Consider the following 5,549-nt stretch of genomic DNA (forward strand, 5'->3'; position numbering starts at 1 on the left):
TAAACTTGTGCATTGTCATAAACGCGTGCATTCCCATAAACCCGCGCATCATCATAAACTTTGGCATCACCGTAAACTTGTGCATTGCCAAAAATCCAACAGTCTCTCTTATGGCTTAAGTTGCTCTCTTTTTCTATAAAACCGCCGAGGTCACCTTTTTTGACATATCCAAAGTCTCTTAATGCTCTAATTCGGTGAAGAGTTCTTCCATCAAACACAATTTTTTCATCAGTAAATTCGTATTTTTTCATCTGGTTTGTTACCTAGTTGAGATTCTTTTATCGCCATCAATCCAGTCGTCCCAACATACACATGCTTCACCGTAAATTTTTGCATGACCGTAAACATGCGCATCACCGGAAACTTCTGCATTGCCGTAAACACGCGCCCTATCATAAATGTATGCCTTTTCGTAAACTTGTGCATTGCCATAAACTTCTGCATTATCAAAAACGTGCGGTTCACCGCAAATATATGCATCACCGTAAACTTCTGCATCACCGTAAATGCATGGTTCATCGCAAACTTCTGCTTTGCCATAAATACGAGAATTGTTGTAAACATGTGCATAACCGTAAACTTGTGCATTTTCGTAAACCTTAGCATCACCAAAAACCTTGGCATAACCATAGACTTTTGCATAATCCCCAATCCAGCAATTACCATGATGCGATAGGTTGTCTTCTTTTTGTATATAGCCACCTAAATCACCTTTCTCGACGTTTCCAAAGTCTCGTAATGCGCGAATGCGGTGGAGAGTTTTGCCCCCAACTTCGATTGTTTCATCAGTAAGTTCGTATTTCTTTTCCATGGTTTATTGCCTCATGCCCGTTGTGATGATTTCATCATTGATGATCTCTGCGTTTCCATGAATAAATGCATCACCACAGATTTTGGCATTTCCCCCAACTTTTGCTCTGATGGAAATCAATGGACTGCCATAGATTTTAGCATTTCCATAAATTTCAGCTTTTCCACTAATAAATGCACCACCGGAAACTTGTGCATTTTCGTAGATTTGTGCACTGGCAAAAACACGAGCATGTTCAAAAATCTGCGCATTACCAAAAATATTAGTTTCTCCGGTAACAGATGCACTACCAAAAACACATGCATTTTCGTAAATATCAGCAATGTTATAAATATAAGCATCACCATAAACCTTGGCTTTGTCATAAACTCTTGCATGACCATCTACACGAGCGTTTCCATAAACATGTGCATCACCAAAAACCTTGGCATAACCATAGACTTTTGCATCATCACCTACCCAGCAATTACCATCATGACTTAGATTGTCTTCTTTCTCGATATAGCCGCCTAGGTCGTCTGCTTTAACATCATCAAAATCCCTTAAAGCACGAATGCGGTGGAGAGTTTTTCTATCAAACTCAATTGTTTCATCAGTAAGTTCGTATTTTTTTTCCATGGTTTTACTCCTTTAAGTTAGATTCTGCCTTTGTCGTTCTTGCAAAAGAACGGCATTGCATTGTGTGGTGAATTTTTTGAAAAGGTGGCGTCTTTTAAAAACGCCTTTAGCTTTTAAAGCACATCACAAGGACGCAAACGGTGTTGTTTTTCGTAAGAACCATACATTGCATCATCATATTCGCGCTGTTTTATATCATCTAAAAAAAAACCGTATGCTGTGCTGTGTAGAATAAAGTCATGCGGTATTTTGCCATCAAAACACTTTTGTTCACGTAGTTTGAGATAAAACTCAGCAATATCTTCAGAGATATCTTCGCAACGATTAGTCGTTGGTTCTACGCGCAAAATTTGGACAGCATTATCGGTTTGGTCGATAAAATTGATAATGTCCTTTTCTTCTAATAAAGGACCAGATTTAGCGAGATTTTGTTCTTCATTTTCGCACATCACTAAGAGAATTTCATCAGAATTGATAAACACTGGTTTATTCACAAATGCCTCCATACTGCCTATTGGCAAAAGTTATTTTCTAAGATATGGGATATTTGATACCAAAACGGTAATTTAAAGTCAATACCAAAATGGTTATTTTTTTATTTTATATTTTTTTAGAGTAGAAAAAATGGATGAAAAATGGTCAATTAATACGCAAATATTAGAACTATGGGATAAATTGACAGAAGATGAAAAAAGAGAGTTTATTCTTTTTTATCTTGATAAAATGAAGAAAGGAGATCAAGAAGTTTAACCTTATTATCGTAGCTTAGATGCTCTAACATATCTTCAATTTGTTCATCTAAGCTATTAGGCTTATTTCCTGAAAACAACAGTTGTTTGGGGGTAATTTTTAAGTGTGGCGCCAAACGTACAGCCCACTCCTTTGTTAATTTTCGTTGTCCATTTTCTAAACGAAAAATTTGTGGCTGACTAGTCCCTACCAATTCGGCTAATTCTTTTGAAGTTAAACCTACTTTTTGTCTGAAAAATTTCAAATTATTCATGATTCTTATCCTAATTAAAAAAAATATCCTTTCAAATGCCAATATGGTAAAATATGCTTGTCTTAATAATACCAATATGGTAAAAAGAGGAATGTCTAAACTAAAACTGTATTTATCAAAGAATAATATTACTTATGCCGAGTTTGCGATTTTGGTAGGTGTTACACAAGCATCTATAGCACGCTATGTGAATAAGAAGCGATTTCCGCATCCTAGGATAATACAAAAAATAGCAGAAGTTACTGATAATTACATAAGTCCTAGCGATTGGTATCAAGAGAATTTTTCTTCAATTTCTAAAAGTCGCGGTGTTGATCAGACGGGCGATAGATTGCAGCATTAAGGAGATCAAAATGAGTTCGAATGAAATTTTATGGATAGCAGTGGTTTCAGTTTTGCTCTTAAGCGGAGTGATGTTTCGTATTGCATTGCATTATCGCGATCAAGTTAAAGCACTTAAAGAGCAGGTTCAAGATATTAAGAAAAAAATGAAAGAGAATGAGTTTAGGTATTTAAAGGAAAGCAAGCAGACAATTGATGAATGTGATGCGGATCTTGAAGAACGTGACAAGGAAATTAAACAACTGAAGCAAGAGATTGAAGAACGTGACGAGGAAATTAAACAACTGAAACAAAAGACTGAAGAGCATGAAAAGGCGTTCAGAAATGTAAGTGAAGTTGTAATGACACTCGAAGCAGATGTTCAATCACGTGATACGGAAATTAAAGAACTGAAACAAAAGATAGATGCGTACCGAGAAGAGTTCAAACGGAAAAGTGAAAAGATACAGGCACTAAAAGCAGATGTTCAATCACGCGACGAGGAAGTTGAAAGACTAACACAAGAGCTTAAACAGCGTGATGAAGCAGTAAAAGCGCCGCTTCATAAGAATAAGAAGAGTAAGAAGAAGGGTAAGTGAGGAGATAGGGGTGGAAGATATGATACTTAAAAAGAAGTATGAATTTACTGATGAAATAATCAAATTTTGTGGCAAAACTCTTCACCGTATTCGTGCATTAAAAGACTTTGGAGATGTCGAGCAATGGGATCTAGGTGGTTTTATAGAGCATGAGGGCAACTTATCTCATGAGGGTAATTGTTGGATTTACGATGAGGCACATGTTTATAGCAATGCACGAGTTTACGGCAATGCCAAGGTTTATGGTAAGGCATGTGTTAATGAAAATGCATGTGTTGGTAACAATGCTCAGGTTTACGATAATGCACACGTTTACGGTGATGCAGAAATTTATGATCATGCGCATGTTTACGGCAGAGCTAAGGTTTATGGAAATGCTCATGTTTTTGATCAGGCGCATGTATATGGTACAGCAGCAATTCATGAATTTGCCAATGCATTTGGTAATGCACGTATTTCTCAAGATATTATTGGTAGTATTGCGTCGGTTGATGGTAGCGAAAAAAAATACGAACTTACTGATGAAACAATTGAAGTTGATGATCATACTCTTTACCGCATACGTGCATTGAGAGACTTTGGTGATGTCAAAAAAGGTGATTTAGGGGGCTGGGTAGAAAGTGAAGATAACCTAAGTCATGAAGGCAATTGTTGGATCAGTGGTGGAGGGGCGGTTTTTGGTGGTACAAGAATAAGGGGTGGTGAACATATAAACTCTCAGTTCGTTTCTAATAAGACTTATGAATTGTCTATGTTAACACCACAACGATATATGGCATCTCTACCTTGGCACCGTAGAATATGGGAGCGACTCCGTTATTATTGGGAGTACAGAATATGGCTTTAGAGCTTCATAAACGTGATGAATAATACAATTCTTTGTTTTGATCTAGGTACCAAAACAGGGTGGGCGATACGTGGTGCAAGTGGTGACATGTTCAGTGGTACCGTGAATTTTCAATCGCGCCGTTTTGAAGGCGGTGGAATGCGTTACTTGCGTTTTAAACAATGGCTATCAGAAATAAAGCAGACAGCAGGTCAAATTGACGTGGTGTATTTTGAAGAGGTGAGGCGTCATAAAGGTACAGATGCAGCGCATGTTTACGGTGGTTTGTTAGCAACGTTAACGGCGTGGTGTGAACAGCATCAGATACCGTATGAGGGGATACCAGTAAGTACGATTAAGAAAGCGACGACAGGCAAGGGGAATGCGTCGAAAGAAGAGATGATTAAGGCGGTGCGTGCAAAAGGGCACAATCCGAAAGATGACAACGAAGCAGATGCTTTAGCAATTTTATATTTAGTTAAAGAAAGGGAATTGGGGTATGTCCATTAAATTACCATGGACGAGGCTTTTTGCATACAAATGGCTTCTTACTCTTGGTTGTTTGTCGCCGACCGAGAAATGTATCTATGTCATGTTGCGACTTCTAATGCTCCATACTGGTGAACCTATTTTAAACAACTTAAGGGTATTAGCTCGTTGGATTGGTTATCCAGTAGAAGAGTTTGAAGCAGCTTTGAATTCCTTGATTGAAGGTGGATTCATCATACGTTTAGACAATGGTGGGTTGTGGAATTCAGAAGTTGAAAAAGAACTCAATAACGTCACTGAAGAGCTAGATAATTTCACTTGCAATAATAATAAAGAAAGGGAGGTGAAGTATGTCAACTAAGTTGCCATGGACGAGGCTTTTTGCAGACCAGTGGGCAATTGTTGTTGATTATTTGCCTGCTGTAGAGGGCAATATCTATATGCGATTACGGTTACGTATGTTGCATACTGGTGAACCTCTTTTTTATAATATTAAAGTTTTATCTAATTACACTGGTTATTCAGTGAAGAAGTTTGAAGCGGCACTGAATGTTTTGCTTGAAGAAGGATATTTCATTCGTTTAGCAGATGGTCGCTTGTGGAATTTAGATGTTGAGGAAGAACTCAATAACTCTAATGAGAATTTAGATAAAGCTTCGGAAAAGGCTTCAAAAGCAGCAAAAGCTAGATGGGATAAAAACAAAGATAAAAGTAATGATGATGCACGTGCAATGCATGAGCAATGCACAAGCAATGCATACGCAATGCACGAGCAATGCTTGGAAATGCACAATAACATTAACAATAACAATAACAAAAAAAATAAAAATATTATTTTATCAAAAAGAGAAATTGATTTTGAAAATTTAGAAACAAACGATT

The 5,549-nt window shown here is 37.3% G+C and carries 10 protein-coding genes and 1 pseudogene; 6 read left to right on the forward strand and 5 right to left on the reverse strand.

Annotated features, from left to right (window positions below; all coding sequences use genetic code 11):
* From ACFIM6_RS09295 to ACFIM6_RS09315, 5 genes and pseudogenes are all read right to left on the reverse strand, one after another.
* Positions 1-251, reverse strand: a pseudogene (locus tag ACFIM6_RS09295) (hypothetical protein); the annotation flags it as partial.
* Positions 252-259: 8 nt separating this feature from the next.
* Positions 260-811, reverse strand: a complete 552-nt coding sequence (locus ACFIM6_RS09300) for a hypothetical protein (protein WP_375612599.1) — start codon at positions 809-811, stop codon at positions 260-262.
* A gap of 3 nt (positions 812-814) precedes the next feature.
* Positions 815-1,429 (reverse strand): hypothetical protein, encoded by a 615-nt coding sequence (locus tag ACFIM6_RS09305; protein ID WP_375612600.1) that lies wholly within the window; start codon positions 1,427-1,429, stop codon positions 815-817.
* 113 nt (positions 1,430-1,542) lie between these two features.
* Positions 1,543-1,923, reverse strand: a complete 381-nt coding sequence (locus ACFIM6_RS09310; RefSeq protein WP_375610977.1) for a hypothetical protein — start codon at positions 1,921-1,923, stop codon at positions 1,543-1,545.
* A 206-nt stretch (positions 1,924-2,129) separates the two neighbouring features.
* On the reverse strand, positions 2,130-2,432 hold the full coding sequence (locus ACFIM6_RS09315; RefSeq protein ID WP_100128398.1) for a helix-turn-helix domain-containing protein: 303 nt from the start codon (positions 2,430-2,432) through the stop codon (positions 2,130-2,132).
* 91 nt (positions 2,433-2,523) lie between these two features.
* Here ACFIM6_RS09315 and ACFIM6_RS09320 point away from each other — a divergent pair, with 91 nt between their 5' ends.
* The 6 genes from ACFIM6_RS09320 to ACFIM6_RS09345 all read left to right on the forward strand — a co-directional run.
* Complete coding sequence (locus ACFIM6_RS09320; RefSeq protein ID WP_375612601.1) at positions 2,524-2,775, forward strand: helix-turn-helix domain-containing protein; 252 nt, start codon at positions 2,524-2,526, stop codon at positions 2,773-2,775.
* Positions 2,776-2,785: 10 nt separating this feature from the next.
* On the forward strand, positions 2,786-3,352 hold the full coding sequence (locus tag ACFIM6_RS09325; RefSeq protein ID WP_375612602.1) for a hypothetical protein: 567 nt from the start codon (positions 2,786-2,788) through the stop codon (positions 3,350-3,352).
* A gap of 19 nt (positions 3,353-3,371) precedes the next feature.
* Positions 3,372-4,199 carry a hypothetical protein gene (locus tag ACFIM6_RS09330; RefSeq protein WP_375612603.1) on the forward strand — a complete coding sequence of 276 codons (828 nt, stop codon included), beginning with the start codon at positions 3,372-3,374 and terminating at the stop codon, positions 4,197-4,199.
* Positions 4,200-4,214: 15 nt separating this feature from the next.
* Positions 4,215-4,688, forward strand: a complete 474-nt coding sequence (locus tag ACFIM6_RS09335; protein ID WP_375612606.1) for a crossover junction endodeoxyribonuclease RuvC — start codon at positions 4,215-4,217, stop codon at positions 4,686-4,688.
* The gene (locus ACFIM6_RS09340) at positions 4,678-5,028 is read left to right on the forward strand and encodes a DUF1376 domain-containing protein (protein WP_375612604.1); all 351 of its coding nucleotides are present in this window, start codon (positions 4,678-4,680) and stop codon (positions 5,026-5,028) included. The genes ACFIM6_RS09335 and ACFIM6_RS09340 overlap by 11 nt, the downstream gene beginning before the upstream one ends.
* On the forward strand, positions 5,018-5,549 hold a 532-nt coding region (locus ACFIM6_RS09345; RefSeq protein WP_375612605.1), incomplete at its 3' end, for a DUF1376 domain-containing protein. The genes ACFIM6_RS09340 and ACFIM6_RS09345, both read left to right, overlap by 11 nt.

It is taken from the genome of Bartonella sp. AA9NXGY (assembly GCF_042196845.1).
Lineage (GTDB): Bacteria > Pseudomonadota > Alphaproteobacteria > Rhizobiales > Rhizobiaceae > Bartonella.

Excerpts from the sequence above, each read along its gene's own strand:
- ACFIM6_RS09300 (WP_375612599.1), bottom strand. The coding sequence starts at position 811 with ATGGAAAAGAAATACGAACTTACTGATGAAACAATCGAAGTTGGGGGC.
- ACFIM6_RS09305 (WP_375612600.1), bottom strand. The coding sequence starts at position 1,429 with ATGGAAAAAAAATACGAACTTACTGATGAAACAATTGAGTTTGATAGA.
- ACFIM6_RS09315 (WP_100128398.1), bottom strand. The coding sequence starts at position 2,432 with ATGAATAATTTGAAATTTTTCAGACAAAAAGTAGGTTTAACTTCAAAA.
- ACFIM6_RS09320 (WP_375612601.1), top strand. The coding sequence starts at position 2,524 with ATGTCTAAACTAAAACTGTATTTATCAAAGAATAATATTACTTATGCC.
- ACFIM6_RS09325 (WP_375612602.1), top strand. The coding sequence starts at position 2,786 with ATGAGTTCGAATGAAATTTTATGGATAGCAGTGGTTTCAGTTTTGCTC.
- ACFIM6_RS09330 (WP_375612603.1), top strand. The coding sequence starts at position 3,372 with ATGATACTTAAAAAGAAGTATGAATTTACTGATGAAATAATCAAATTT.
- ACFIM6_RS09335 (WP_375612606.1), top strand. The coding sequence starts at position 4,215 with ATGAATAATACAATTCTTTGTTTTGATCTAGGTACCAAAACAGGGTGG.
- ACFIM6_RS09340 (WP_375612604.1), top strand. The coding sequence starts at position 4,678 with ATGTCCATTAAATTACCATGGACGAGGCTTTTTGCATACAAATGGCTT.